Here is a 25353-nt window from a genome sequence, read left to right as displayed (position 1 = left end):
GTGCTCGAAGAGATCGTGATCGAGAACCTCGGAGTGATCAGCCGGGCTCACATCCCGCTCGCCCCCGGGCTCACGGCGATCACCGGCGAGACGGGTGCTGGCAAGACCATGCTGCTGACCGGGCTCGACCTGCTCCTCGGCGGCAAGGCCGACGTCGAGCGCGTCCGCGTCGGCGCCGACCGCGCCCTCGCCGAGGGGCGCTTCGTCCTCGCACCAGGCTCCGCCGTCGCCGAGCGCGTCGAGGACGCCGGGGGAGCACTCGACGACGACGGCTCGCTCGTCGTCCTGCGGACGATCACGTCCGGCCGCTCGCGCGCGCACCTCGGCGGGCGCAGCGTGCCCCAGAGCGTGCTCGCCGACCTCGCCGAAGAGCTCGTCACGGTGCACGGCCAGAGCGACCAGCTGCGCCTGCGCTCCCCGCGGAGGCAGCGCGAGGCGCTCGACGCCTTCGCCGGGAGCGCCCACGCCCGCGAGCTCGAGGAGTACCACGCACTGTGGACCGAGCGGGCCGCCGTCGTCGAGGAGATCGACCGCCTCACCTCTCAGCGCGACGACCGCGCACGCGAGGCCGAGCTGCTCCGCCTCGGCCTCGCCGAGGTCGAGCGCGTCGACCCGCAGCCGCACGAGGACACCGAGCTCGACGCCGAGATCGCGCGGCTGAGCAACGTCGAAGACCTGCGTGCCCGCGCCGCGGTCGCGCACGACGCCGTCGCGGGCGACGACTTCGCGTCCGGCGACGCTCCGTCCGCCGTGTCGCTCGTGGACCGCGCGCGTCGCGAGCTCGAGGCCGCGGCCGCCCACGACCCGACGCTCGCACGCCTCGCCGAGCGCGCCGCCGAGGTCGGGTTCCAGCTCGCCGAGCTCGCTGCCGACCTCTCCGGGTACCTCCAGGATCTCGCGGTCGACCCCGGTCGGCTCGAGGAGGCCAACGCCCGTCGCGCCGAGCTGGGCCAGCTCACGCGAAGCTACGGCTCCGACGTCGACGCCGTGCTCGAGTGGGCGTCGACGGCAGGCCTGCGGCTGCTCGACCTCGAAGGGGGCGACGAACGTCTCGCCGGCCTCGCCACCCGGCGCGACGAGATCGACACCGAGCTCTCGGAGCGTGCCGCGACGATCAGCGCGACCCGCCGCGACGTGGGGGAGCGGCTCGCCGACCTCGTCTCGGCCGAGCTCGACGGGCTCGCCATGGCGGGCGCCCGGCTCGAGGTCGAGGTCCGGCCTGACGAGCCCGGTCCCTGGGGCGCGGACGCCGTCGTCATGAGCCTGCGCCCCCACCCCGGCGCGCCGGCGAGCCCGCTCGGCAAGGGCGCCTCCGGCGGAGAGCTGTCCCGCGTCATGCTCGCGATCGAGGTCGTGCTCGCCCAGGCCGCGCGCGAGGAGCGCGGTGGGGCCGTGCCGACGTTCGTGTTCGACGAGGTCGACGCCGGTATCGGCGGTCGCGCCGCGCTCGAGGTCGGGCGACGCCTCGCCGCGCTCGCGCGCTCCGCCCAGGTCGTCGTCGTCACGCACCTCGCCCAGGTCGCCGCGTACGCCGACCAGCACCTCGTCGTCACCAAGTCCGCGGGCTCGGGAGGTGACGTCGTCACGCAGTCCGACGTCAGGGTCGTCACGTCCGACGACCGCGTGACCGAGCTCGCGCGCATGCTTTCCGGCCAGGAGGACTCCGACGCCGCGCGCACCCACGCCGCAGAGCTCCTCGCCGCCGCCGACATGGGATGATCACCTCGATGAAACTCTCCTCCCGCAGACGACGGATCGACGAGACGACGCAGGGGCTCCACGCCCCTGTCCGCGTCGACCCCCGCACCAAGAACCTGACGAAGCGCCTCCGCGCCGGCGAGATCGCGGTCATCGACCACCTCGACATCGACCGCGTCGCCGCAGAGGCGCTCGTCGCCGCGCAGCCGGCCGCCATCCTCAACGCGTCCAGGTCGATCTCGGGCCGCTACCCGAACCTCGGCCCCGAGATCATCGTCGAGGCGGGCATCCCGCTCATCGACGACCTGGGCCCCGACATCATGGCGCTCAACGAGGGTCAGCGGATCCAGGTCGACGGCGCCCAGGTGCTCCAGGGCGGTCGCCTCGTCGCCGAGGGGGAGCTGCAGACCGCCGAGACCGTCGAGGCCAGCCTCGCGGAGGCGCGCGAGGGGCTCTCTGCCCAGCTCGAGGCGTTCGCCGCGAACACGATGGACTACCTGCGCCGCGAACGTGAGCTCCTGCTCGACGGCGTCGGCGTGCCGGAGATCTCGACGAAGCTCGAAGGGCGTCAGGCCCTCATCGTCGTCCGCGGCTACCACTACCGCGAGGACCTCGCGACGCTGCGCCCGTACATCCGCGAGTACCGCCCCGTGCTCATCGGGGTCGACGGCGGCGCCGACGCGATCCTCGACGAGGGCTGGCGCCCCGACATCATCGTCGGCGACATGGACTCGGTCTCGGACAAGGCCCTCACGAGCGGCGCCGAGATCGTCGTGCACGCCTACCGCGACGGCAAGGCGCCCGGCCTCGAGCGCGTCGAGCGCCTCGGGGCGAAGCACGTCGTGTTCCCCGCGACCGGCACGAGCGAGGACATCGCGATGCTCCTCGCCGACGACAAGGGCGCCGACGTGATCGTCGCCGTCGGGACGCACGTGACCCTCGTCGAGTTCCTCGACAAGGGCCGCTCCGGCATGGCGTCGACCTTCCTCACGCGGCTGCGCGTCGGCGGCAAGCTCGTCGACGCCAAGGGCGTCTCGCGCCTCTACCGCCAGCGGATCTCGAACGCGCAGCTGACGCTGCTCGTCGTCTCGGGCCTCGTCGCGCTCGTCGTCGCGCTCATGTCGACCGCCGCCGGGCAGACTCTCTTCGGGCTCACGGGAGCCTGGATGGACGACGTCTGGAGCTGGTTCCTCGGGCTCTTCGCATCACCCTGACCAGACCTGATCCGCCACACCCGCAACCCCGCTGCTACCGACCGAGGATGAACCCACGCCGTGATCGACTTCCGCTACCACCTCGTCTCCCTCATCTCGGTGTTCCTGGCGCTCGCCGTGGGCATCGTGCTGGGCGCAGGCCCGCTCAAGGAGGCGATCGGCGACCAGCTCACCGGTCAGGTCGAGTCCCTGCGTGCGGACAAGGAGCAGCTGCGCGCTGACCTCGACGAGGCAGCCGCCGACCTCTCCCAGCGCGACGCCTTCCTCGACGCGACCGCGCCGAGCCTCGTCGCCGGCTCGATCTCCGGTCGTCGCGTCGCGATCGTCGAGCTCGACCCCGCGGGCGACGAGACCGTCGCCGCGATCAGCGACCGCGTCGCCGCCGGGGGCGGATCCGTGACCGCGCGCGTCAAGCTCGCCGACACCTGGACGAGCGAGGGCCAGGCCAAGTTCCGGCAGTCGCTCGCCGCCAACCTCGCCCAGTACCTGCCGGAGACGTCCGACGGGTCTGTCGATGCCGACCTCGCGACGGCGCTCGTGCTGTCGCTCGTGCAGGTCGACGCGAACCAGGGCGACGCGTACTCGCCGGACGCCGTCGTGCTCCAGGGCCTCCTCGCCGCAGGCGACCTCGTCTCGTACGTCCAGGAGGACGCCGCACCCGCCGACATGCTCGTCCTCCTCACGAGCGAGGACGAGCCCGCGAGCGACGAGACCCCGAGCAGCGGCACGCAGGCCGAGACGACACGCCTCATCCAGGAACAGCTCGCTGCCGCGGCCGTCTCCGGTTCCGAGGCGGCGGTCGTCGTCGCTGCCGGGACGAGCACGACGCTCGTCGACGGGATCGCCAGCGGCGACATCCCGGTCAGCACGGTCGCCGACGGCGCGACGACGACGGGCCAGATCACGACCGTCCTCACCCTCGCGGCGCAGGCCTCCGGCACCGTCGGTCATTACGGCCCGCAGGCCGGAGCGACGGCGGTGGCGCCGCCCGTCGTGCGCCTCGCCGAGGTCGACCGCACCGCACGCACCGTCGTCGTGCAGCAGCCCGACGGCGACGCAGACGGCGACGCAGACGGCGACGCAGACGGCGACGCAGACGGCGACGACGAGAACGCTGCAGACGGGGGCGACGACGCATGACGCGGCTGCGCGGCTCGGTCGCCGGCGTGCTCGCCGGGGTCACGGCGCGCAACCTCGTCCGCGCGGCCCTCGACGAGCAGATGCCCGGTGGCACCGCGACGTGGCTGCGCACCAACTTCCGCGGCACCCGTGTCAGCCTCATGGGCGGCCCGGCGCTCGCCTCCGGCCTCGCGGCCGGTGCGCTGGTCGGTGGAGCGGCCTCACGCCGAGCGCGTGTCGGGGCTGCGGGCGCGATCGCTGCCCTGGCCGGGGGAGCGGCCGGGCTCAACGACGACCTGCGCGAGGACACCGAGCAGCGCGACAAGGGCCTGCGCGGGCACCTCGGCGCGCTGCGCGAGGGCCGCGTCACCACCGGAGCGATGAAGATCGCCGCCATCGGGGCGGGGGCGTTCGTCGCCGCGACCCTCGTCGGGAAGGACCGCCGACGCGCACAGGGGACGTCCGCCGCGGCCGCGCTCGGTGACCTCGCCCTCGACTCGGTGCTCGTCGCCGGTACGGCGAACCTCGTCAACCTCTTCGACCTGCGCCCCGGACGCGCGCTCAAGGTCGGCCTGATCGGCGCCGCGGCCGTCGCCGTCGCCGGGGCTCCCGCCCAGGCGGCCGCCGTCGTCGGTCCTGCCGCCGCGTCGCTGCCCGCCGACCTCGCCGAGCTCGACATGCTCGGCGACAGCGGCGCCAACGCGCTCGGCGGCGTCGTCGGCGTCGGGCTCACGCAGGCGTCGCGACGCGTGCGGCTCGCAGCTGCAGCGACCGTCGTCGGTCTGACGCTCGCGTCCGAGCGCGTCAGCTTCTCGCGCGTCATCGAGCGCACGCCCGTGCTCTCCACCCTCGACGCGTGGGGCAGACGCCCGTGAGCCTGCGGTCGCGCTCGGGCCGGATCGCCACCGGCCTGGTGGGCGCGGCCGCCATGATCACGGCGATCACGCTCCTCTCACGCATCCTCGGGTTCTCCCGGTGGATGGTGCAGGCCGGCACGGTCGGCTACGGCGCGACCGGCACGGCGTACGCGTCGGCGAACGCCCTGCCCAACGTCCTGTTCGAGGTCGCCGCCGGCGGCGCTCTCGCCGGCGCGGTCATCCCGCTCCTCGCAGCGCCGCTCGCGCGCGGGGCGCGCGCCGAGGTCGACCGGATCGCGTCCGCCGCCCTCACGTGGACCGCCACGATCCTCGTCCCGCTCGCGGTCCTCGTCGCCGTCCTCGCCGGGCCGCTCGTCACGGTGTTCCTCGGCGAAGGGGCGCCTGAGGCTCAGCTGGAGCTCACCGCGCACTTCCTGCGGGTCTTCGCGTGGCAGGTGCCGCTGTACGGTCTCGGGGTCGTGCTGACGGGCGTGCTCCAGGCGCAGAAGCGGTTCTTCTGGCCCGCTTTCGTCCCCGTCCTGTCGACGCTCGTCGTCATCGGCGCCTACCTCGTGTTCGGTGCGACCGCCGACGGCGCCCAGGACGACCTCGCCGCGCTCCCGGCGCGCGCGGTCGCCTGGCTCGCGTGGGGCACGACGGCGGGTGTCGTCGCCCTCTCCGTCCCGCTGCTCCTGCCCACCGCTCGCAGCGGCGTCCGGCTGCGGCTCACGTGGCGGTTCCCCGAGGGTGTCGCGCGACGCGCGCGGAAGCTCGCGGCCGCAGGCGTCGTCGCCGTGCTCGCGCAGCAGCTCTCGCTCGTCGCGACGATCTGGCTCGCCAACAACCGCGGCGGCGACGGCACGTTCGCCGTCTACCAGTACACGCAGGCCGTCTACGTCCTCCCGCACGCAGTCCTCGTCGTCCCGCTCGTCACGAGCGCCTTCCCGCGCATCGCCGACGTCGTGGGCCAGCCCGAGCGGCTCGCGCGCCTCGTCTCGCTCACGACCCGTGCCGTGCTCGTCCTCGGTGCGGTCGGCGCGAGCGCGCTGGTCGCAGCCGCGCCCCAGGTCGCGCGCGTGTTCTCCGTGGTCGGCCACGGGGACGACCGCGTGATCGCCGCGATGGCCCCGGCGCTCAGCTGGATGGCTCCCGGGCTCGTCGGGCTCGGCATCATGCTCCACCTGACCCGGGTGCTCTACGCGCTCGAGCGGTCCCGCGCCGCGGTCCTCGCGTCGTCGGTCGGCTGGGCGGTCGGCATCGTCACCTCGGCCGTGCTGTCGGTCGCGGCGACGTGGGGCGGGCGTGATGCCGCGGCCGCTCTCGTGGCCCTGGGCATCGGCGGTTCCGTCGGTATGGTCGTCGGCGCGGTCGCCGCGCTCGTGGTGCTGCGCCGCGCGGCCGGCCCGGACGCGTCCCAGGGGGTCGCGCGCACGGCCGTCGTCGTCGCGGGCGTCGGAGCGGCCGGTGCGGTCGCCGGGCGCGTCGTCGCCGACGCCGTCACGCAGGCCTGGGCGGGGACGACCGGCACGCTCGTGGCGGGCGCCGTCGGCGGGCTGCTCGCGGTCGGCGTCGCCCTCGCAGGCGCATGGGTCGCGGACCGCAGCTCCGTCCGCGAGATGCTGGGCCGCACGCGCGGCGGCGCAGCAGCGCCGGCAGCGCAGGAGGGGGAGCGAGCATGAACGTCTTGCAGGTCCTCGGCACGAGCGCAGGGGGCGTCATCCGGCACGTGCGTGCCGTCGCGGTCGCCCTGTCGGCCCAGGGCGACGACGTCCGCGTCGCCGGCCCCGCGTCCTCACGCGACCTCCTCGACGAGACGCTGCCGCTCGCGCCCGTCGAGATCGGCCCCCGGCCCGGGTCGGGTGACCTCGCTGCCGTCCGGGCGCTGCGCGCCACGATGGCGGGAGCCGACGTCGTCCACGCCCACGGCCTTCGCGCCGGTGCCTTCGCCGTGATCGCGGCACGCAGCCGACGACCCCGCCCGCGCGTCGTCGTGACTCTGCACAACCTCCCCGTCGGGGGACGTGCCGTGCGCACCGTGTCCGCCGTCCTCGAACGCGTCGTCGCTCGTGGCGCCGACGTCGTGCTCGGGGTCAGCGGCGACCTCGTCGCCCGTGCGGCACGGCTCGGCGCGCGGGGCGCCGAGCGGGCGCTCGTCCCCGCCCCGGCCCTGCGCCCGGTCAGCGAGGGCGACGTCGCTGCGGCGCGTGCCTCGCTCGAGGTTCCGGGCCCGCTCGTGCTCACGGTCGCCCGCCTCGCGCCGCAGAAGGGCCTCGACACCCTGCTCGACGCCGCCGCTCACCTCGCGCGCGACGTCCCCGACGTCACGTGGTGCGTCGCGGGCGACGGCCCGCTGCGCGGCGAGCTCGAGGCCGAGGCTGCCCGGCGGAACCTGCCGGTGCGCATGCTCGGCGCACGCTCCGACGTGCCTGCACTCCTGCGCGCGGCGGACGTCGTCGTGAGCACCGCCGTCTGGGAAGGACAGCCGATCGCGGTCCAGGAAGCGCTCGGCGCCGGCTCGGCCCTCGTCGTGACCGACGCGGGCGGCACGCGCGAGGTGACGGGGGACGACGGCGCGGTCGTCGTGCGCGTCGGCGACGCGGCAGCGCTCGCGCGAGAGACCGCCGCGCTGCTCGCCGACGACGGCAGACGTGCAGGTCAGGGGGAGAAGGCCGCCATGCGGGCCCTCGAGCTGCCGACGAGCGACGACGTCGTCGCCCAGCTGCGACGCGTCTACCGGTAGTCGCACGGTCGAAGGCCCGCAGATGTGACGCTGTCGATGCGGCGGGTCCGGGGGCGCGCAGCCAAGTCACTGATAGAGTGGAATCCCGTGGTAGAGCATGCGAATCGACTCTCCGGGCGGTCGGAATCCACGACCCGGCACATCTTCGTGACCGGAGGCGTCGCCTCCTCACTCGGCAAGGGACTGACGGCTTCCAGCCTCGGTCGCCTTCTCCGCTCGCGCGGCCTCCGCGTGACGATGCAGAAGCTCGACCCCTACCTCAACGTCGACCCCGGAACGATGAACCCGTTCCAGCACGGCGAGGTCTTCGTCACCGAGGACGGCGCCGAGACGGACCTCGACATCGGCCACTACGAGCGGTTCCTCGACGTGCCGCTCACGGCCAGCGCGAACGTGACGACCGGCCAGGTCTACTCGCACGTCATCGCCAAGGAGCGGCGCGGCGAGTACCTGGGCGACACCGTCCAGGTCATCCCGCACATCACGGACGAGATCAAGGCGCGCATGCGCGCCCAGGCGAGCGCTGACGTCGACGTGATCATCACCGAGATCGGCGGCACCGTCGGCGACATCGAGTCGCAGCCCTTCCTCGAGGCTGCCCGCCAGGTGCGCCACGAGCTCGGCCGCGACGACTGCTTCTTCCTGCACGTCTCGCTCGTGCCGTACATCGGCCCGTCGGGCGAGCTCAAGACGAAGCCGACGCAGCACTCCGTCGCCGCGCTGCGCAGCATCGGCATCCAGCCGGACGCGATCGTCCTGCGTGCCGACCGCGACATGCCGGAGTCGATCAAGCGCAAGATCGCGCTCATGTGCGACGTCGACAACGAGGCCGTCGTGACCTGCAAGGACGCGCCGAGCATCTACGACATCCCCAAGGTGCTGCACTCCGAGGGTCTCGATGCGTACGTCGTGCGCCGCCTCGGCCTGCCGTTCCACGACGTCGACTGGGACGGCTGGAACCAGCTCCTCGAGCGCGTGCACAACCCCGCGCGCCACGTCGAGGTCGCCCTCGTCGGCAAGTACATCGACCTGCCTGACGCCTACCTGTCCGTGACCGAGGCGCTGCGCGCCGGCGGCTTCGCGAACAACGCCAAGGTCGCCATCCGCTGGGTCGCCTCCGACGAGTGCCAGACGCCCGAGGGCGCCGAGCAGGCGCTCGGCGGCGCCGACGCGATCCTCGTCCCCGGCGGCTTCGGCGTGCGCGGCATCGAGGGCAAGCTGGGCGCGCTGCGCTGGGCCCGCGAGAACCGCGTGCCGACGCTCGGCATCTGCCTCGGACTGCAGTCGATGGTCATGGAGTACGCCCGCAACGTCGTCGGCCTCGAGGGCGCGTCGTCCTCGGAGTTCTCGGACAACACCGAGCACCCTGTCGTCGCGACGATGGAGGAGCAGCAGGCGTACGTCGACGGTGCGGGAGACCTCGGCGGCACGATGCGCCTCGGTGCGTACGACGCCGTCCTGACGCCCGGGTCCGTCATCGCCGGCGTCTACGGGACCACGCAGGTCTCGGAGCGTCACCGCCACCGCTACGAGGTCAACAACGCCTACCGGGCGCAGCTCGAGGAGGCCGGCCTGGTCTTCTCGGGGACGTCCCCCGACGGCACGCTCGTCGAGTTCGTCGAGCTGCCCGCGGACGTGCACCCGTACTACGTGTCGACCCAGGCGCACCCCGAGTTCAAGTCGCGCCCGACCAAGGCCCACCCCCTGTTCGCGGGCCTGATCGCCGCCGCGGTGGCTCAGCAGGACTCATGACCGACCCGATCTTCGACCGCGTCGCCCCGCGGCCCGTCGTCGACCGCCGCGCGGTCCACGGCGGGGCCGTGTGGGACGTCGTGAGCGAAGACGTCGACCTCGGCGACGCCGGGGTCGTCACCCGCGAGTGGGTCGACCACCCCGGCGCCGTCGCGACGATCGCGATGGACGACGAGGGCCGGGTCCTGCTGCTGCGCCAGTACCGTCACCCGGTGCGGCGCGAGCTGTGGGAGCCGCCCGCTGGCCTGCTCGACATCGCGGCCGAGGACGCGTGCCTCGCGGCGCAGCGCGAGCTCGCCGAGGAGGCGGACCTGCGCGCCAAGACCTGGCACGTCCTCGCGGACTACTTCACGACCCCGGGCGGCAACAACGAGGCCCTGCGCGTGTTCCTCGCGCGCGACCTGAGCCCCGTCCCCGAGTCCGAGCGCCACGTCCGCGAGGACGAGGAGATGGACATGGTGCCGCACTGGCTCCCGTGGGAGGAGGCCGTCGAGTCGGTGCTCGCCGGCCGGCTGCACAACCCGTCGACCGTCGTCGGCGTCCTGGCCCTCGCCGCAGCGATGCACCAGGGGCTCGAGACGCTGCGTCCCGGCGACGCGCCGTGGCCCGAGCGTCGCGAGGGCGTCCCGCCGGGCCGGATCGGCCGCGGAGCCTGAGGACTCACGCATGACGCACGAGAGGGGCGGACCATCGGTCCGCCCCTCTCGTCGTCCTCGCTCGGGATCAGGTCCTGGACGCTGTCGGCGTCAGTCCCGCACGCGGGTCGACAGGACGAGGTTCGTCGCGACCGCGGTCGACAGGGCAGCCCCGAGCATGTGCAGCAGCACGAGCGCGATCGGCAGGTCCGTGAAGTACTGCGTGTAACCGATCGCCGCCTGCAGGGCGATGACCGCGCCGACGAGGACGAGGGCCCGGCGCGGCCTCCTCGCGTCTGACCCGCCTCGCGCTGCCTGCGCGACGAGCACGGCCAGCACGACGACGGACGCGACGTAGAACCAGACGCTGATGCCGTGCAGCTTGGCAGCGTGCGCCGGGTCGAGCGCGAAGCGGTAGGCGACCTCGTCGTCGCCCGAGTGCGGTCCCGCACCCGTCGTGACCACACCGAGGACGAGCATCGGCACGGCGAGGACGCCGGTGACCGCCGCGACCGCACGCACGGGGGAGGGCAGCACGGCGCGGGCGGGACCGTCACCCTCCGCGTGGCGCACGATCAGCCACGTCGACGCGGCGACGAGCGCGAGCGAGATGAACATGTGGGAGCCCACGACCGCCGGGTGCAGGTCCACGAGCACCGTGATCCCGCCGACGACGGCCTGCACGACGACGCCGATGAGCGGGACGAGCCCGAGGACCCGGTACGACGTGAGGCGCTCGCGCTGCCGCCACACGGCGACGGCCGTGAGACCGGCGACGACGCACAGCACGAATGTGAGAGTGCGGTTCCCGAACTCGATCGCCGAGTGGTACGCCGTCTCGGGGTGATAGACGGGGGTGAAGCTGCCGGGCTCGCACTGCGGCCACGTCGAGCAGCCGAGACCCGACCCGGTCAGGCGGACGAGGCCGCCCGTGACGATGATGCCGATCTGTGCCACGAGGTTCGCGACGAGGATCGTCGGGCGTCGGGCGTCGGTCCACCGCAGGAACCGGTCGAGCGGGCCGCGCGGCGGCGTCGGCAGGGTCGAGGTCGGCTGAGCGGGAGCGTGCGGCGTGGTCACGGCTCCTACGCTATTCCTCGGGCCCCTGGCGGCACGAATCCCTCGCGCGTGACGCGCGTCGCGCGTCAGCTCCAGCGGAAGGTGCGCGACGTCGCCCAGCCGAGGCCGGCGGTCCACACGACGAGGGTGACGACGTCGCGCAGCGCGACCCCGCCGTCGAACGCACCGCGCATGCCCTCGCCGAGGGCACCTGACGGCAGCAGACGCGCGACCTCACCCGTCACGCCCGGGAACGACTCGACCGGCACGAGGGCCCCACCGACGAGCGTGAGGACGACGAGCAGGAGGTTCGCGAGAGCGAGAACCGCCTCGAAGCGCAGCGTGCCTGCGATGAGCATCGCGAACGACGTGAACACCGCCGTGCCGAGCACGCCGACAGCGAGGGCCGCGAGCACCTCGGGCAGCGCCGGCCGCCACCCGAGCGCGACGGCCCCGCCGCCGACGACGACCGCCTGGACCACCTGGAGCACGAGGACCGCGGCGACCTTCCCGCCGAGCAGCCCGAGACGGCCGAGGGGTGTCGTCGCCATGAGGCGCAGGACGCCGCCGCGACGGTCGAACGACGTCGCGATCGCCTGGGACGTGAAGGCGGCCGCCATGACGGCGAGCGCGAGGACGCCCGGAGCGACGACGTCGATCCGCGCACGCCCGCCCAGGTCGATGTCGACGACGTCCGTGCCCCCGAGCACGACGAGCGCGAGCAGGGGGAGCAGCAGCGTCACCATGACCTGCTCGCCGTTGCGGAAGATCGACGCGATCTCGAACGACGTCTGCGCGCGCAGCCGCGCGCTCGCCGGTGCGGCAGCGGGGGCCGGGGCGGGGACGGTGCCCGGGGTGGTCGCGCTCATCGCATGCTCCGTCCGGTCAGGTCGAGGAAGAAGTCCTCGAGCGTGCGCCGCCCGAGGTCGAACCGCGTGACGAGGACGTCCTCGTCGGCGCACCAGGCGAGGACCGCGGCGAGCGCGGCCGGGTCGAGCGGCCCTGCGACGCGGAGACGCGTCGTCTCGGTCGCCTCGACCGTCCACGTGCCGTCGTCGCCCAGGCGGCTGCGCAGCCGCGCGGCAGCGTCGCGGGGGAGCGCCGCGCTGGTCTCGAACGTCGCGACCTGGTCGCCCGACCCCGCCGTGAGCTCGGCGGGCGTGCCCTGGGCGATGACGCGGCCGTGGTCGACGACGACGACGTCGTCCGCGAGCTCGGCCGCCTCGTCCATGAGGTGCGTCGTGAGGATGATCGACGTGCCGACGTCGCGCAGCGCGCGGACGAGGGCCCACACCGCGAGGCGGCTCTGCGGGTCCATGCCCGCGCTCGGCTCGTCGAGGAAGACGACCTCGGGGCGTCCGACGAGCGCGCACGCGAGCGCGAGGCGCTGACGCTGCCCGCCGGAGAGGCGGCGCACGGTCGTCGACGCGAACGAGCCGAGACCGAGACGCTCCTCGAGGTCGGCGACGTCCCACGGGTCGCGGTGCATGCGCGCCACGTGCCGCAGGACCTCGCCCGAGCGCTTCTGCGCGGGCAGGCCCGAGTCCTGGAGCATGACGCCCACCCGCGGACGAAGCTGGGCCGCGTCGGCGCGTGGGTCGAGACCGAGCACCCGGACGGTTCCGCCGTCCTGGACCCGCAGGCCCTCGCAGCACTCGATCGTCGTCGTCTTGCCCGCCCCGTTCGGGCCGAGGACCGCCGTGACGCGCCCTGCGGCCGCGGTGAGGCTCAACGAGTCGACGACGGTCACGCCGTCGTACTTCTTGACGAGGTCCGTGACCTGCACGGCCGGTGTGGTGGGCACGGTCACCGAGTCTAGGACGAACAGCGACGCCGCGGCCGCCGTGTGCGCGGCGCACCGTCCGGCGCCACGCTCAGGTCGTGAGGCGTCGGTCACGGACTCTTCATCCGCGGACGATGATGCCCGATCGTGGACGTGTGAACATCATCCCCACGCTCCGACGGTCGGCCCTCGCAGGGGCCGTGGCGTTCGCGGTCCTCGCCGGTGGTGCGGTCGTCCCGTCAGCGCTCGTGCCGAGCGCCGAGGCCGCCCCGGTCGCCGCAGTCGTCGCCCAGGCGAAGGCCAAGAAGCCCAGGAAGGTCGCCGCGGTGAAGCTGGCCAAGGGCGGCAGCCAGCACCACGGCGTCCGGGTCGGGTGGACCTGGCAGAAGGGCGTCAAGCGCTACCAGGTGCAGGCGGCGACCGACAAGGCGTTCAAGAAGAACAAGGTCACGGTGGTCCGCGCGAACCCGACGGGCAAGCCGGCGCGCGGGCGGGTCGAGGCGACGGTCAAGGGCCTCAAGAACGCCACCGTCTACCGCGTCCGCGTCCGCGCCGTCGGGAAGAACGGCGCGAAGGGCCCGTGGTCCGCGCCGAGGACGGTCAAGACCAAGGTGCACACCCCCGAGGCGGTCACGTCCCTCACCGCGGTGCCGGGTGCCAAGCCCGGCGAGGTGCGCGTGACGTGGAAGCACAAGTCGAGGTACACGACGCACTACCGGCTCGAGCTCGGCTCGACCGCGTTCGACGACCAGGGCTCGAAGGGCCTGCCGAAGAAGGGCCGCAAGCACGTGCGGGTCGAGCTCTCGGCGAAGAAGGGGACCTCCTACGTCATCCCCGCCTCGGTCACGTCCAGGCTCGGTCTGAAGGCGGGCAGCGGGAACCAGCTCTACGTACGCCTCCGCGCGGTCAACAAGGGCACCGCCGGCTCCGCGCTCCGCGTCTTCCCCGGCCTGCACGTCGTGCAGCCCGCCCGCCCCACCGGGACGACGAAGGGGACGACGGCGCTCAAGGTCGGCTCGTACAACGTCACGTCAGCTCCCGCGGGCGCCGCGAAGAACAAGCCCTGGACGAAGCGCAAGGCGACGATCGCGTCGACCATCGTCGCGTCGGGCGCGAGCGTGGTCGGGCTCCAGGAGCTCTCGCCGAACACCGTGGACGTCAACGAGGGGACGGTCCGCCAGACGGAGTCCCTGCTCGCAGCCGTGCGCAGCGCCGCGGCGAAGGCCGGGAGCAGCGCGGACTACCGGATGGTGCGTCTGAGCCCCTACCTGCGGCCGGGCACGACCTCGGGCAGCCAGGGCCAGCGGATCCTCTACGACGCGAAGCGGCTCACCCTCGTGAGCCCTTGCTCGGACTACACGACCGAGACGAACGCCGCGGGCAAGCCCGTCGAGAAGTTCTGGTCCAGCACGTGCTTCGCCGAGCTCGCCTCGAACGCCTCGGAGTCGGACATCCACAAGCGCGGGTTCGCGTACGCGAAGTTCCGTGACCGGAAGTCCGGCGGGGAGTTCTGGTTCGTCTCCGTGCACCTCGACCCGCGCGACGGCGTCGAGTCCTTGCGCGGGCGCCAGGCGCAGTCGGTCGTCTCGACGATGAAGCGGCTCAACACGAGGGGGCTGCCCGTGCTCGTCACGGGTGACCTGAACTCGTACCAGAACAAGGCCGAGGGCAACGCGCCGCACGACGTCTTCGTGGGGGCCGGCTACACGGACTCGTACATCGCAAAGAGCCGCACGAACGCCCAGTACGCCACGGTCAACCACTGGGACACGACGGTCAGCACGAACACCCACGGATTCGGCATCCGGCTCGACTACGTCCTCGGCCTGGGGGTCGGCGACTTCGCGAGCTACGTCAACGTGGTCAAGCAGAAGGACAGCGCGCGCGGCTCGGACCACAACATGGTCTACGCGACGGCGTACCTGCCGGCGAAGTCCTGACCTGATCCGCGCACGGGGGCCCGAGGCGTCTGCCTCGGGCCCCCGTCGCGTGTGGCGTGTCGCACACGCCGGGGTGCTCGACGCGCGTCCGGGCCCGCCGAGGCCCGCCAGCACAGGCTCGGCTCGCGCCTGGGCGCCGTGACGTTGGTCCTACTGAGGGTCGCCTTCCTTGCAGCACCCCATTTATGCAACGAGAATGTTCGGTATATGCGCGCCGTCGGCGTGCTCGCGCGACCACCGCAACGGCGGCGCGCAGACCGGACGATCTCCAGGAGGTGGGCAGATGACGCACGTCGATCCCGTCCACCCCGTGGCCGACCCGAGCACGCGCGAGCGCGTCCTCGAGCTGATCATGTCCGACGGCCCCATCAGCGCAGCCGAGCTCGCCGAGCGGCTCGACCTGACCTCGGCGGCGATCCGCCGCCACCTGTCGGGGCTCGAGGCGGAGCAGCTCGTCGCCGTGCACGAGTCGGGGCACACCGGGATGCGCGGCAGGCCCGCCCGCCGGTACGTCGCGACCGTCGCGGCGCAGGGCGCGCTCTCCGCCGGATACCCCGAGATCGCCCTCCAGGCGCTCGAGTTCCTCGCGCGCACCGTAGGGACCGACGGCGTCGAGGCCTTCGCGGAGGAGCGCCTCGACGAGATCGCCGCACGCTACGCGCGGCACATCACCGCCGAGGACGTCCAGGGCCGCGTCGACCAGCTCGCCGCCGCCCTCCACGAGGACGGCTTCGCACCCAGCGTGCGGCCCGTCGCAGGGACCGCGATGGTCCAGCTCTGCCAGGGCCACTGCCCGGTCGCGCACGTCGCGGCCAGGTTCCCCCAGCTGTGCGACGCCGAGACCCGGCTCTTCTCGCGCATGCTCGGCACGCACGTCCAGAGACTCGCGACGCTGGCCGGCGGCGGCCACGTCTGCACGACGAACATCCCGGTCGGGGCGTGGCAGCCCCACCCGCCACCGCCGTCGCCCGCCGCACAGCACGACCACCCGACCTCGACCCACCACCGGCCCCAGGGCCGGACCGCGGAAGGATCACCATGACCGCACCAACCGAGAACGTCGTCCAGACGCCCTCGTCCGACGAGGAGATCATCGCCTCGATCGGCTCCTACGGCTACGGCTGGCACGACAGCGACGAGGCCGGCGCCACCGCGCGCCGCGGCCTCGACGAAGAGGTCGTGCGCAACATCTCGGCGCTCAAGAACGAGCCCGAGTGGATGCTCAAGACCCGCCTCAAGGCGCTGCGCATGTTTGACAAGAAGCCGATGCCGAACTGGGGCGCCGACCTCTCCGGCATCCACTTCGACGACATCAAGTACTTCGTGCGCTCCACGGAGAAGCAGGCCACCAGCTGGGAGGACCTGCCCGAGGACATCAAGAACACGTACGACCGCCTGGGCATCCCCGAGGCCGAGAAGCAGCGCCTCGTCGCAGGCGTCGCCGCGCAGTACGAGTCCGAGGTCGTCTACCACCAGATCCGCGAGGACCTGGAGGAGCAGGGCGTCATCTTCGTCGACACCGACACGGGCCTGCGCGAGTACCCAGAGATCTTCGAGCAGTACTTCGGCTCCGTGATCCCCTCGGGCGACAACAAGTTCGCCGCGCTCAACACCGCCGTGTGGTCGGGTGGCTCGTTCGTCTACGTGCCGCCGGGCGTCCACGTCGAGATCCCGCTCCAGGCCTACTTCCGCATCAACACGGAGAACATGGGCCAGTTCGAGCGGACGCTGATCATCGCCGACGAGGGCTCCTACGTGCACTACGTCGAGGGCTGCACCGCGCCGATCTACCAGTCGGACTCGCTGCACTCCGCCGTCGTCGAGATCATCGTCAAGAAGAACGCCCGCGTGCGCTACACGACCATCCAGAACTGGTCGAACAACGTGTACAACCTCGTCACGAAGCGCGCGACGGCCGCCGAGGGCGCGACCATGGAGTGGGTCGACGGCAACATCGGCTCCAAGGTCACCATGAAGTACCCGGCGATCTACCTCATGGGCGAGCACGCCCGTGGCGAGACGCTGTCGATCGCGTTCGCCGGCGAGGGCCAGCACCAGGACGCGGGCGCCAAGATGGTGCACGCCGCCCCGCGCACGTCGTCGTCGATCGTGTCGAAGTCCGTCGCCCGTGGCGGCGGTCGCACGTCCTACCGCGGCCTCGTCCAGGTCCTCGAGGGCGCCGAGCACTCGGCGTCCAACGTCCTGTGCGACGCCCTGCTCGTCGACCAGATCTCGCGCTCCGACACGTACCCGTACGTCGACGTCCGCGAGGACGACGTCTCGATGGGCCACGAGGCGACGGTCTCCCGCGTGAGCGAGGACCAGCTCTTCTACCTCATGTCCCGAGGCATGGCCGAGACCGAGGCCATGGCCATGATCGTGCGCGGGTTCGTCGAGCCCATCGCGCGTGAGCTGCCGATGGAGTACGCCCTCGAGCTCAACCGCCTCATCGAACTCCAGATGGAAGGGTCCGTCGGCTGATGACCACCGCAACTCCCGAGACGCTGAGCACCGACCACAGCCAGGCCGGCCTCGACGGCGCCCACTCGCACGGCGCGGGCATCCCGCAGGGCTCCCGCGCCGAGCGCGTCACCTCCTTCGACCTCGCAGCGATCCCCGTCCCCACGGGCCGCGAGGAGGAGTGGCGCTTCTCGCCCGTCTCGCGCCTCACCCCGCTGTTCGACCAGACGATCGACGGGCACGGCGTCCGCACGACCGTCGTCGCGCCGAACGAGGTCTCTGTCGAGATCGTCGGCCGTGACGACGAGCGCCTCGGCCGCGCCGGCCGCCCCGGCGACCGCTCCGCCGTCGTCGCCTGGAACGCCTTCCAGGAGGCCACGGTCGTCACCATCCCCGCCGAGACCGTTACCACGGGGGCCACGTCCATCCGTGTCGAGGGCATCGAGGGCAAGGGCGACGAGGCGACCGCGACGCACCTCCTCGTGCGTGCCGAGCACCACGCCGAGGCCGTCGTCGTCATCGACCACACGGGCGACGCGCTCCTCTCCGAGACCGTCGAGATCGAGGTCGGCGACGGCGCGCACCTGACCGTCGTGTCTGTCCAGGACTGGTCCGCCGGTGCCGTGCACGCGAGCTCCCACCGCGCCCGCCTGGGCCGCGACGCGAAGCTCAAGCACGTCGTCGTCACGTTCGGCGGCGACGTCGTCCGCATCACGCCCGACGCCGAGTTCACGGCCGAGGGCGGCGAGGTCGAGATGCTCGGGCTCTACTTCGCGGACAGCGACCAGCACCAGGAGCACCGCCTCTTCGTCGACCACTCCGTGCCCAGCTGCCGCTCCCGCGTGACCTACAAGGGCGCGCTCCAGGGCGAGGGTGCGCACGCGGTGTGGGTCGGCGACGTGCTGATCCAGGCCGCCGCGACCGGTACCGACACGTACGAGCTCAACCGCAACCTGGTCCTGAGCGACGGCGCCCGCGCCGACTCCGTGCCGAACCTCGAGATCGAGACCGGCGAGATCGAGGGGGCCGGCCACGCGAGCGCTACCGGACGCTTCGACGACGAGCAGCTCTTCTACCTGCAGGCACGCGGCATCCCCGAGATCGACGCGCGTCGCCTCGTCGTCCGCGGCTTCTTCACCGAGCTCATCCAGGAGATCGGTGTCCCCGAGGTCGAGGAGCGTCTCGTCGCCTCGATCGAGGCCGAGCTCGAGAAGTCGATGTCCGTCCTGACCGGGGCGAGCGAGCAGGCATGACCGCCCAGGTCGCCTGCCTGGCCCAGGACGTGCCCGTCGAGGGCACGTTCAGGGTCGAGCTCGAGAACGACGAGGGGCGCCTCGTCGAGGTCGCCATCGTCCGCGACTCCGACGGCGAGCTGCACGCCGTGTCCGACATCTGCTCGCACGGCGCCGTGTCGCTCTCCGAGGGCGAGGTCGAGGGCTGCCTCATCGAGTGCTGGCTCCACGGCTCCCGCTTCGACCTGCGGACCGGCCAGCCCGACTCGCCGCCCGCCGTGCGCCCCATCCCCGTCTACCCCCTGACCCTCGACGGTGACGACGTCCTCGTCGACGTCGACACCACCGTCTGAAACAAGCTTCCGAGGAGAACAATGTCCACCCTGGAGATCCGCGACCTGCACGTCAGCGTCGAGACGAAGGAAGGCGCCAAGCAGATCCTGCGCGGCGTCGACCTGACGATCAACGCCGGTGAGGTCCACGCCATCATGGGCCCGAACGGCTCCGGCAAGTCCACCCTGGCGTACTCGCTCGCCGGGCACCCCAAGTACACGATCACGGGCGGCACCGTGACGCTCGACGGCGAGGACGTCCTCGAGATGAGCGTCGACGAGCGTGCCCGCGCCGGCATGTTCCTCGCCATGCAGTACCCGGTCGAGGTCCCCGGCGTCTCGGTGTCGAACTTCCTGCGCACCGCCAAGACCGCGATCGACGGCGAGGCCCCCGCGCTGCGTCACTGGGTCAAGGACGTCAAGTCCGCCATGGCCAACCTGCGCATGGACGACTCGTTCGCCGAGCGCTCCGTCAACGAGGGCTTCTCCGGCGGTGAGAAGAAGCGTCACGAGATCCTCCAGATGGAGCTCCTCAAGCCGAAGGTCGCCATCCTCGACGAGACCGACTCGGGCCTCGACGTCGACGCGCTGCGCATCGTCTCCGAGGGCGTCAACCGCGTCATCGCGAGCGGCGAGGTCGGCACGCTGCTGATCACGCACTACACGCGCATCCTGCGCTACATCAAGCCGGACTTCGTGCACGTCTTCGTCGACGGTCGCATCGCGGAGGAGGGCGGCCCCGAGCTCGCCGAGCGTCTCGAGAACGAGGGCTACGACCGCTTCCTGGCCAAGGCCTGACCGAAGCGCACACGTCGCCCGGCCCGCGCCTCACGGGCCGGGCCGGGCGACGCAGCACGACACAAGACGTACCGCCACCTGCACGGGTCGGCGGCCGACGACCAAGGCGGTGCCTTCATGCTGACCGAGACCGAGCTGACGGCGGTGCGCGCGGACTTCCCGCTGCTCGCCCGGACGCTGCGCGACGGGCGACCGCTCGTGTACCTCGACTCGGGGGCCACGTCCCAGAAGCCCGACCCGGTGCTCGACGCCGAGCAGGACTTCTACCTGCAGCGCAACGCCGCCGTGCACCGTGGAGCGCACCAGCTCGCCGAGGAGGCGACGGAGGCGTTCGAGCAGGCTCGTGCGAAGGTCGCCGCGCTCGTCGGTGCCGACGAGGACGAGATCGTCTGGACGTCGGGCGCGACCGCCGCGATCAACCTCGTCGCGTACGCCTTCTCGAACGCGACCGCCGGACGCGGGGGAGCAGAGGCCGCGCGCTTCGTGCTCGCACCCGGTGACGAGATCGTCGTGACCGAGGCCGAGCACCACGCGAACCTCGTCCCATGGCAGGAGCTCGCTGCCCGCACGGGCGCCGTCCTGCGATGGCTCGATGTCGACGACGACGGCCGCATCCGTGTCGACCAGGCCGACGATGTCATCGGCGATCGGACCCGCATCGTCGCGTTCACGCACGTGTCGAACGTGACGGGCGCGATCACGCCCGTCTCACCGCTCGTCGCCCGCGCCCACGCGGTCGGTGCGGTCGTCGTCCTCGACGCGTGCCAATCCGTCCCGCACATGCCGGTGGACCTGCACGCCCTCGGCGTCGACTTCGCCGCGTTCTCCGGGCACAAGATGCTGGGGCCGACCGGTGTCGGTGCGCTCTACGGCCGCCGTGAGCTGCTCCACGCCATGCCCCCCGTGACGACGGGCGGCTCGATGGTCGAGGTCGTCACGATGACCGACACGACGTACGCGCCGCCGCCGCAGCGCTTCGAGGCCGGCACGCAGCCGGTCGCGCAGGCGGTCGCGATGGGCGCCGCCGCCGACTACCTGCGGGAGCTCGGCATGGAGGGCGTGCTCGCTCACGAGCGGGCGCTCGCCGCGGAGCTGCTGCAGATCCGCGACGTGCCGGGCGTGCGCATCATCGGCCCGACCGACGCGAGCGACCGCCTCGCGGTCGTGTCGTTCGTCGTCGACGGCGTGCACGCGCACGACGTCGGCCAGGTGCTCGACGATGCCGGCATCGCCGTGCGCGTCGGCCACCACTGCGCGCAGCCCCTGCACCGCCGCTTCGGCGTGGCCGCGACCGCGCGCGCGTCGGCGTCCGTCTACACGACCTCCGACGAGGTCGCCGCCTTCCGGGAATCTCTTGCGGGTGTCCGGACGTTCTTCGGACTGTCCTAGGAGGGTCAGACGTGTCAGCGAACGCGATGGAACAGCTCTACCAGCAGGTCATCCTCGACCACGCGAAGATGCCCAACGGGCGCGGCCTCGTCGACGCCGCCCCCGGGCACGCGTGCGGCGAGTCGCACCAGATCAACCCGACGTGCGGTGACGAGGTCACGCTCCGCGTGCGCATCGACGCCGGTGACGCCGGCGCGCTCACCCTCGGCTCGGTCACGTGGGAGGGTCAGGGCTGCTCGATCTCCCAGGCCTCGCTGTCCGTCATGACCGAGCTCGTCGAGGGCGGCACCGTCCAGCAGGCCGAGCGCCTCGGCGACCTCTTCCGCGACCTCATGGGGACGCGTGGCAAGGGCCTCGACGACGAGGCGGAGGACCTGCTCGGGGACGCCTCGGCGTTCACGGGCGTCTCCCGCTACCCGGCGCGCATCAAGTGCGCCCTGCTCGGCTGGGCCGCGCTGCGCGACGCCCTCGTCCGGACCGACGCGCTCGGGCGCGACGGCTCGGGTACTGTCGCCGCGACGGCGTCGGCCCCGCACACCACCACCTCGAACCCGGCTCCCGACTCTCAGGAGATCTCATGACCACCAACCAGGCGCCCACGGCGGCGGACGTCGAGGAGGCGATGCGTGACGTCATCGACCCTGAGCTCGGCATCAACGTCGTCGACCTCGGGCTTGTCTACGGCATCACCGTCGACCAGAACAACACGGCGATCATCGACATGACGCTCACGTCCGCGGCCTGCCCGCTGACCGACGTGATCGAGGACCAGACCGGACAGGCCCTCGAGGGCATCACCGACGGGTACCGGGTCAACTGGATCTGGATGCCGCCGTGGGGCCCCGAGAAGATCACGGACGAGGGCAAGGACCAGCTCCGCGCGCTGGGGTTCAACCTCTGACCATGCCCGTCTTTCACGAAGGCCGCGCCCGCTCGGGGCGCGGCCTTCGTCGTGTCGGAGCCGTGCCGAGAGGACGCGCGGCGCTCGGGCCGGAACGTGGGGCGCGTGCGGTCAGCCCGGTCCGTCGAGCTTGCCCGGTCCAGCGGTCGCGCCCAGCCCCGGGGTCTCGCCGGGCGCCGGCTCCGCGAGCTCGTCCCACCACGGTCCGTAGCCGAGGCGGGCCTGCTCGGCGGCGACGACCTCGCGGGCGAGATCACCGCGCGCGACGTCGACCGAGCCGACGGCCGCCTGCGCGAGCGAGGACACGCGGACGTAGTCGTCGAACACCTCGCGCTTGCTCGCGAGGATCTCGACGATGCGCTCGTCGACGCCGTCAGCGCCGAGCAGGCGGTGGACGCGGACCGGACGCACCTGACCCATGCGGTGCGCGCGGGCGATCGCCTGGTCCTCGAGGCTCGGCGTGAGCTGCGGCTCGCACAGCACGACGACGCTCGCGGCCTGGAGGTTCAGGCCCGTCCCGCCGACGGAGACCTGCGCGACGAGCACGGCGGCGGCGTCGGCGGTGAACGCGTCGACGAGCTCGCCCCGGCGTGCCACGGGGACGTTCCCCGTGAGGGGGCCGTGAACCTTGACGCCACGCTCGACGAGGTCGGTCGCGACGAGGGCGAGGGTCGCGCGGAAGTACGAGAAGACGAGGACGGACCGCCCCTCGTCGCGGGCCTCGTCGACGATCTCGAGCAGGCGGTCGAGCTTGGCCGGGGGAGCGGCTGCGCCCTCGGGAGCGTGCCACGCGGCCTGGCGCATCGCCATGAGGTTCCCGCTCGCGACCGTCGCGCGGTAGTGCGCCTCCTCCGGGGCGCCGAGCTCGACCCAGTCGTCGGACGCGACGACGTCTGGCAGCTCGACGAGCACGTCCGACTGGTTGCGCCGCAGGTACACGTGCGCGACCGCGCGGCGGAACGCCTCCGGTCCGACGAGCCCGAGGTGCTTCGGCACCGACTCGGAAAGGCCCGGGTGGAGCAGGTCCACGAGCGCGAGGAAGTCCTCGAGGCGGTTGTCCATGGGCGTGCCCGACATGAGCAGGACGCGCGCGCACCGCTGCGCCCACGTGGCGACGAGCCTCGAGCGCGCGGCCTTGGGATTCTTCACCTGCTGGGCCTCGTCGACGACGAGCAGCCCGACGCGCCACGGGTCCGCGCCGGCCGCGGCGCCGGCCGCCGCGCCGTCACCCGCCGCGCCGTCACCCGCCGCACCGTCCGCCGCGCCGCCGGCCGCCGCGCCGTCGTCCGCGGAACCGGGGGTCGGTGCGTGGTCAGAGCGGGGAGCGACGCGGTCGAGCGGCACGTGCACGAGCCCCTCGAACGTCGTGAGAGCGACGCCGCCGTCTCTCTCCCACGCCGCGAGCGCCTCGGCGCGCCCGGCCCCGTGGATACGGTGCACCGCGAGGTCGGAGCGTTCGTGCACCTCGTGCTCCCAGGTGGCGAGCAAGGAGGCGGGGCACACGACGAGGAAGCGCCGGTGCCCATCTGCGGCAAGGTGCGCCATCACGGCGATCGCCTGGACCGTCTTGCCGAGTCCCATCTCGTCCCCGAGGAGCACGCGTCCCTGGGAGAGTGCGAAGCGTGCCCCGAACTCCTGGTAGCCGCGCAGCGCGACCGTCAGGTGCCTCGTGTCGAGCGGCTGCGACTCGACGCGGGCGACGAGGTCCGCGGGCAGGAGCCCGCGGGTCGCGAGCGCGTCGGCGACGTGCGGGACGATCTGCTGCAGGGCGGTGACGTACTCCGCGGAGCGTCGGGCGTAGTCGTCCGCGAGCGCGACGCCTGTGGGGTCCGCGACCGCGATCTCTGCCTCGGCACGCGCGACGACGCCGGGCAGGTCGTGCGTGGCGAGAAGGTCGTCCCACGCCCGGAGCTGCTCGATGGCCTCGAGTGCAGCGCGGCGTGCGCGAGGCAGCGTGAGCAGCATGCGCGCTGCGTACCGCGCGGGGGCGGCGTCGCGGGTCGCGCGGCCCGCGAAGCGGACGTAGTCGTCGAGCGACTGCCGGTGCGGCGTCACGAGCGGGGAGACCCGCATGAACCTCCGCAGGAGGGCGAGCAGGTCGCGAGCCGCTCGAGGCTCGGGCAGCCCGGCCTGGTCGAGGACGACCCGCAGGGGCCGCAGCGCGACGGCGGCCCTGGCGAGCTGGTCGACGGCGGCCATGACGCCACGCGCGGTCGCCTCGCCGACACCCGGGATCGCGTCGAGCGTCTCGACGTCGACGCCGAGAAGGTCTGCGGCGGTCGTGTACCCGGCGGCCTGGACCGCAGCGAGCCGCAGGTTGCGGTCGGTCGTCTCGCCGAGACGTGCGACGGGGACGAGCGAGAGCTCCTCGCGGGCCCGCCGCTGCTCGTCGGCGCTGACCCACGCGGCGACGGCCACGGCGACGCTGTCGAGATGGTCGATGACGGCGCGCGCCCTCGCGACGAGCGCTGCGTGCTGGTCGACGAGCGCCCGCGCCGCGCCCCCGGGACGGACAGGTGCGCGCGGGCCGGGGGCGGGGAAGGTCACGAAGAGAGGCTAGAGGGCGTCCGCCGCAAACGTGTCGCACGCCGTCGCGCCGCGCTCGAAGCCGGTCGTGAACCACTTCTGGCGCTGCTCGGAGGAGCCATGCGTCCACGTCTCGGGGTTCACCTGTCCGGCGCGCTCCTGGATGCGGTCGTCACCGATCGCGGAGGCCGTGTCGAGGGCGTCGGCGATCTCCGCCTGGGTCGGCGCCTTGAGGAAGGCCGTGCCCGCCTCGTCGCGCGTCTGGGACGCGCCCGCGACCCAGGCGCCCGCGAAGCAGTCGGCCTGGAGCTCGAGGCGCACGCCGTCGCTCTTCGGTCCCGTCCCCTCGCGGTCGATCGCGGACATGGTCCCGGTCAGGTTGGAGATGTGGTGGCCCCACTCGTGCGCGATGACGTACATCTGCGCGAGGCTGCCGCCCTGCGCGCCGAGGCTGCCGCGCAGGGCGTCGTAGAAGTCGGTGTCGAGGTAGATCATCTGGTCGGCAGGGCAGTAGAACGGCCCGACGGCGGAGCTCGCGCGGCCGCACGCCGTCTGGACCTGGCCGGAGAAGAGGGTGACGCTCGTCGACGCGTACCGGTTGTCGCCGACGGACGGGTACGTGTCGGTCCAGAAGTCGTCGAGCGACGTCGCGGCCCCGACCACGCGGCACTCGACGTCCTCGTTCGCGGACGCGCCGGTCGTGCACCGGTCCAGCGGTTCACCGGACGCGGTGCTCTGCGGCGCGGTGCCCCCGCCGAGCAGCCCGGAGAGGTCGACACCGAGGAGCTGCCCGATGAGGAGGATCGCGACGACACCGACACCTCCACCCACCGCGATGCCCTTGCCGCCACCTGCGCGGCGGACCTTGCTCGTGTCGAGACGCGCGTCGTCGTTGAACGTCATGATCTGACGGTAAGC

At 72.7% G+C, this 25353-nt stretch carries 22 protein-coding genes; 17 read left to right on the top strand and 5 right to left on the bottom strand.

Going from position 1 to position 25353, the window contains the following annotated elements:
* From recN to ATL41_RS02535, 8 genes are all read left to right on the top strand, one after another.
* Positions 1-1719, top strand: a complete 1719-nt coding sequence (recN, locus tag ATL41_RS02570) for a DNA repair protein RecN (RefSeq protein ID WP_098457067.1) — start codon at positions 1-3, stop codon at positions 1717-1719.
* 8 nt (positions 1720-1727) lie between these two features.
* The gene (gene steA / locus ATL41_RS02565; RefSeq protein WP_098458889.1) at positions 1728-2912 is read left to right on the top strand and encodes a putative cytokinetic ring protein SteA; all 1185 of its coding nucleotides are present in this window, start codon (positions 1728-1730) and stop codon (positions 2910-2912) included.
* A 60-nt stretch (positions 2913-2972) separates the two neighbouring features.
* Complete coding sequence (locus tag ATL41_RS02560) at positions 2973-4052, top strand: copper transporter (RefSeq protein WP_098457066.1); 1080 nt, start codon at positions 2973-2975, stop codon at positions 4050-4052.
* Positions 4049-4906 (top strand): hypothetical protein, encoded by an 858-nt coding sequence (locus tag ATL41_RS02555; protein WP_098457065.1) that lies wholly within the window; start codon positions 4049-4051, stop codon positions 4904-4906. Before ATL41_RS02560 ends, ATL41_RS02555 begins: the two co-directional genes overlap by 4 nt.
* Positions 4888-6567 carry a murein biosynthesis integral membrane protein MurJ gene (gene murJ / locus ATL41_RS02550; RefSeq protein WP_245854582.1) on the top strand — a complete coding sequence of 560 codons (1680 nt, stop codon included), beginning with the start codon at positions 4888-4890 and terminating at the stop codon, positions 6565-6567. The genes ATL41_RS02555 and murJ overlap by 19 nt, the downstream gene beginning before the upstream one ends.
* Complete coding sequence (locus tag ATL41_RS02545; protein WP_098457064.1) at positions 6564-7628, top strand: glycosyltransferase family 4 protein; 1065 nt, start codon at positions 6564-6566, stop codon at positions 7626-7628. Before murJ ends, ATL41_RS02545 begins: the two co-directional genes overlap by 4 nt.
* An 87-nt stretch (positions 7629-7715) precedes the next feature.
* Positions 7716-9380 carry a CTP synthase gene (locus tag ATL41_RS02540; RefSeq protein WP_425432647.1) on the top strand — a complete coding sequence of 555 codons (1665 nt, stop codon included), beginning with the start codon at positions 7716-7718 and terminating at the stop codon, positions 9378-9380.
* Complete coding sequence (locus ATL41_RS02535; RefSeq protein ID WP_098457063.1) at positions 9377-10036, top strand: NUDIX domain-containing protein; 660 nt, start codon at positions 9377-9379, stop codon at positions 10034-10036. Before ATL41_RS02540 ends, ATL41_RS02535 begins: the two co-directional genes overlap by 4 nt.
* Before the next feature lie 90 nt (positions 10037-10126).
* On the opposite strand, the gene ATL41_RS02530 is transcribed toward ATL41_RS02535, so the two are convergent.
* The 3 genes from ATL41_RS02530 to ATL41_RS02520 form a co-directional block, all read right to left on the bottom strand.
* Positions 10127-11095 (bottom strand): COX15/CtaA family protein, encoded by a 969-nt coding sequence (locus ATL41_RS02530; protein ID WP_098457062.1) that lies wholly within the window; start codon positions 11093-11095, stop codon positions 10127-10129.
* Positions 11096-11160: 65 nt separating this feature from the next.
* Positions 11161-11943, bottom strand: coding sequence for an ABC transporter permease (locus tag ATL41_RS02525; RefSeq protein ID WP_098457061.1), 783 nt, complete (start codon positions 11941-11943; stop codon positions 11161-11163).
* The gene (locus ATL41_RS02520) at positions 11940-12878 is read right to left on the bottom strand and encodes an ABC transporter ATP-binding protein (RefSeq protein WP_098458886.1); all 939 of its coding nucleotides are present in this window, start codon (positions 12876-12878) and stop codon (positions 11940-11942) included. The genes ATL41_RS02525 and ATL41_RS02520 overlap by 4 nt, the downstream gene beginning before the upstream one ends.
* Positions 12879-13012: 134 nt before the next feature.
* Here ATL41_RS02520 and ATL41_RS02515 point away from each other — a divergent pair, with 134 nt between their 5' ends.
* The 9 genes from ATL41_RS02515 to ATL41_RS02475 all read left to right on the top strand — a co-directional run bounded on the left by ATL41_RS02515 (position 13013) and on the right by ATL41_RS02475 (position 21909).
* Positions 13013-14797 carry a fibronectin type III domain-containing protein gene (locus ATL41_RS02515; protein ID WP_169924481.1) on the top strand — a complete coding sequence of 595 codons (1785 nt, stop codon included), beginning with the start codon at positions 13013-13015 and terminating at the stop codon, positions 14795-14797.
* 283 nt (positions 14798-15080) lie between these two features.
* On the top strand, positions 15081-15839 hold the full coding sequence (locus tag ATL41_RS02510; RefSeq protein WP_098457059.1) for a helix-turn-helix transcriptional regulator: 759 nt from the start codon (positions 15081-15083) through the stop codon (positions 15837-15839).
* Positions 15836-17278 carry a Fe-S cluster assembly protein SufB gene (sufB, locus tag ATL41_RS02505; RefSeq protein WP_098457058.1) on the top strand — a complete coding sequence of 481 codons (1443 nt, stop codon included), beginning with the start codon at positions 15836-15838 and terminating at the stop codon, positions 17276-17278. Before ATL41_RS02510 ends, sufB begins: the two co-directional genes overlap by 4 nt.
* Positions 17278-18510, top strand: a complete 1233-nt coding sequence (sufD, locus tag ATL41_RS02500; RefSeq protein ID WP_098457057.1) for a Fe-S cluster assembly protein SufD — start codon at positions 17278-17280, stop codon at positions 18508-18510. Before sufB ends, sufD begins: the two co-directional genes overlap by 1 nt.
* The gene (locus ATL41_RS02495) at positions 18507-18842 is read left to right on the top strand and encodes a non-heme iron oxygenase ferredoxin subunit (protein ID WP_098457056.1); all 336 of its coding nucleotides are present in this window, start codon (positions 18507-18509) and stop codon (positions 18840-18842) included. The genes sufD and ATL41_RS02495 overlap by 4 nt, the downstream gene beginning before the upstream one ends.
* A 21-nt stretch (positions 18843-18863) precedes the next feature.
* Entirely contained in the window at positions 18864-19619 is a 756-nt protein-coding gene (gene sufC, locus ATL41_RS02490) for a Fe-S cluster assembly ATPase SufC (RefSeq protein ID WP_098457055.1), read from the top strand.
* 117 nt (positions 19620-19736) lie between these two features.
* Entirely contained in the window at positions 19737-21008 is a 1272-nt protein-coding gene (locus ATL41_RS02485) for a cysteine desulfurase (protein ID WP_098457054.1), read from the top strand.
* A 26-nt stretch (positions 21009-21034) separates the two neighbouring features.
* Positions 21035-21589 carry a Fe-S cluster assembly sulfur transfer protein SufU gene (gene sufU, locus ATL41_RS02480; RefSeq protein ID WP_098457053.1) on the top strand — a complete coding sequence of 185 codons (555 nt, stop codon included), beginning with the start codon at positions 21035-21037 and terminating at the stop codon, positions 21587-21589.
* The gene (locus ATL41_RS02475) at positions 21586-21909 is read left to right on the top strand and encodes a metal-sulfur cluster assembly factor (protein ID WP_098457052.1); all 324 of its coding nucleotides are present in this window, start codon (positions 21586-21588) and stop codon (positions 21907-21909) included. Before sufU ends, ATL41_RS02475 begins: the two co-directional genes overlap by 4 nt.
* Before the next feature lie 111 nt (positions 21910-22020).
* Here ATL41_RS02475 and ATL41_RS02470 read toward each other — a convergent pair whose 3' ends face one another.
* Together ATL41_RS02470 and ypfJ are read right to left on the bottom strand one after the other, a co-directional pair.
* Complete coding sequence (locus ATL41_RS02470; protein ID WP_098457051.1) at positions 22021-24456, bottom strand: DEAD/DEAH box helicase; 2436 nt, start codon at positions 24454-24456, stop codon at positions 22021-22023.
* A gap of 9 nt (positions 24457-24465) precedes the next feature.
* The gene (gene ypfJ, locus ATL41_RS02465) at positions 24466-25338 is read right to left on the bottom strand and encodes a KPN_02809 family neutral zinc metallopeptidase (RefSeq protein WP_098458885.1); all 873 of its coding nucleotides are present in this window, start codon (positions 25336-25338) and stop codon (positions 24466-24468) included.
* Positions 25339-25353 lie beyond the last annotated feature (15 nt).

This window comes from Flavimobilis soli (assembly GCF_002564025.1).
Classification (GTDB): Bacteria; Actinomycetota; Actinomycetes; order Actinomycetales; family Cellulomonadaceae; genus Flavimobilis; species Flavimobilis soli.
This window is presented reverse-complemented; position numbering and strand designations above follow the sequence as displayed.

Excerpts from the sequence above, each read along its gene's own strand:
- steA (WP_098458889.1), top strand. The coding sequence starts at position 1,728 with ATGAAACTCTCCTCCCGCAGACGACGGATCGACGAGACGACGCAGGGG.
- ATL41_RS02555 (WP_098457065.1), top strand. The coding sequence starts at position 4,049 with ATGACGCGGCTGCGCGGCTCGGTCGCCGGCGTGCTCGCCGGGGTCACG.
- ATL41_RS02545 (WP_098457064.1), top strand. The coding sequence starts at position 6,564 with ATGAACGTCTTGCAGGTCCTCGGCACGAGCGCAGGGGGCGTCATCCGG.
- ATL41_RS02535 (WP_098457063.1), top strand. The coding sequence starts at position 9,377 with ATGACCGACCCGATCTTCGACCGCGTCGCCCCGCGGCCCGTCGTCGAC.
- ATL41_RS02525 (WP_098457061.1), bottom strand. The coding sequence starts at position 11,943 with ATGAGCGCGACCACCCCGGGCACCGTCCCCGCCCCGGCCCCCGCTGCC.
- ATL41_RS02510 (WP_098457059.1), top strand. The coding sequence starts at position 15,081 with ATGACGCACGTCGATCCCGTCCACCCCGTGGCCGACCCGAGCACGCGC.
- sufB (WP_098457058.1), top strand. The coding sequence starts at position 15,836 with ATGACCGCACCAACCGAGAACGTCGTCCAGACGCCCTCGTCCGACGAG.
- sufD (WP_098457057.1), top strand. The coding sequence starts at position 17,278 with ATGACCACCGCAACTCCCGAGACGCTGAGCACCGACCACAGCCAGGCC.
- ATL41_RS02495 (WP_098457056.1), top strand. The coding sequence starts at position 18,507 with ATGACCGCCCAGGTCGCCTGCCTGGCCCAGGACGTGCCCGTCGAGGGC.
- sufC (WP_098457055.1), top strand. The coding sequence starts at position 18,864 with ATGTCCACCCTGGAGATCCGCGACCTGCACGTCAGCGTCGAGACGAAG.
- ATL41_RS02485 (WP_098457054.1), top strand. The coding sequence starts at position 19,737 with ATGCTGACCGAGACCGAGCTGACGGCGGTGCGCGCGGACTTCCCGCTG.
- sufU (WP_098457053.1), top strand. The coding sequence starts at position 21,035 with ATGGAACAGCTCTACCAGCAGGTCATCCTCGACCACGCGAAGATGCCC.
- ATL41_RS02475 (WP_098457052.1), top strand. The coding sequence starts at position 21,586 with ATGACCACCAACCAGGCGCCCACGGCGGCGGACGTCGAGGAGGCGATG.
- ypfJ (WP_098458885.1), bottom strand. The coding sequence starts at position 25,338 with ATGACGTTCAACGACGACGCGCGTCTCGACACGAGCAAGGTCCGCCGC.